Origin of the sequence: Paenibacillus montaniterrae (assembly GCF_018403185.1) — a bacterium.
Taxonomy (GTDB): domain Bacteria; phylum Bacillota; class Bacilli; order Paenibacillales; family Paenibacillaceae; genus Pristimantibacillus; species Pristimantibacillus montaniterrae.
Window position 1 is genome coordinate 1 of the sequence record NZ_BOSE01000029.1, and the last position, 1,112, is coordinate 1,112.

Here is a 1,112-nt window from a genome sequence, read left to right on the forward strand (position 1 = left end):
CTACAACCCCAGAGAGCAAGCTCTCTGGTTTGGGCTAATCCGCGTTCGCTCGCCGCTACTGACGGAATCACTTTTGTTTTCTCTTCCTCAGGGTACTTAGATGTTTCAGTTCCCCTGGTATGCCTCACGCTAGCCTATGAATTCAGCTAACTGTAACTGTCTATTACAACAGCTGGGTTTCCCCATTCGGAAATCCCCGGATCGACGCTTGCTTACAGCTCCCCGAGGCAGTATCGTTGTTCGCCACGTCCTTCTTCGGCTCCTAGTGCCTAGGCATCCTCCGTGCGCTCTTACTAGCTTAACCTAGTTAAATTTCAAACAATCGTTTGAACTCGATTCGCTTTGGATGTTTCTTGCTTTCTTATCCAGTTTTCAAGGTACAAGTTAAAAATCTTCTTGGTGGAGCCAAGCGGGATCGAACCGCTGACCTCCTGCTTGCAAGGCAGGCGCTCTCCCAGCTGAGCTATGGCCCCATATTCACCCCAAAAAGTGACGTTTAAGCTCCGAATTGTAATCCGATTACTTTTCGGGGGCCCCAACTACTTTTTGAATGGGTTTAAGTTGTTATGGTGGGCCTTAGTGGACTCGAACCACCGACCTCACCCTTATCAGGGGTGCGCTCTAACCAGCTGAGCTAAAGGCCCTCAACCGCTTGGCGACGTCCTACTCTCCCAGGACCCTGCGGTCCAAGTACCATCGGCGCTGGAGGGCTTAACGGTCGTGTTCGAGATGGGAACGTGTGGTTCCCCTCCGCTATCGCCACCAAACGATTTACTTATGGAAGAATCGTTTGATCCTTCAAAACTGACAACGAGTGAGCGAACTAACTGCCTTTAAGGGTGATCCTCAAGGGATCTGATGATCTTCAACTCGGAAGATCGTGTTCTCTTAGAAAGGAGGTGATCCAGCCGCACCTTCCGATACGGCTACCTTGTTACGACTTCACCCCAATCATCTACCCCACCTTCGACGGCTGGCTCCCTTACGGGTTACCCCACCGGCTTCGGGTGTTGTAAACTCTCGTGGTGTGACGGGCGGTGTGTACAAGACCCGGGAACGTATTCACCGCGGCATGCTGATCCGCGATTACTAGCAATTCCGACTTCATGCAG

The 1,112-nt window shown here is 51.6% G+C and carries 2 tRNA genes and 3 rRNA genes; all 5 read right to left on the reverse strand.

Annotated elements, in window-relative coordinates:
* A 23S ribosomal RNA gene (locus tag KJS52_RS26945) occupies positions 1–304 on the reverse strand; the annotation flags it as partial.
* Between the two features lie 93 nt (positions 305–397).
* Positions 398–473, reverse strand: a tRNA-Ala gene (locus KJS52_RS26950).
* Between the two features lie 94 nt (positions 474–567).
* A tRNA-Ile gene (locus KJS52_RS26955) sits at positions 568–644 on the reverse strand.
* A gap of 6 nt (positions 645–650) precedes the next feature.
* Positions 651–767: ribosomal RNA gene (rrf, locus tag KJS52_RS26960) — 5S ribosomal RNA — on the reverse strand.
* Positions 768–892: 125 nt separating this feature from the next.
* Positions 893–1,112: ribosomal RNA gene (locus KJS52_RS26965) — 16S ribosomal RNA — on the reverse strand; the annotation flags it as partial.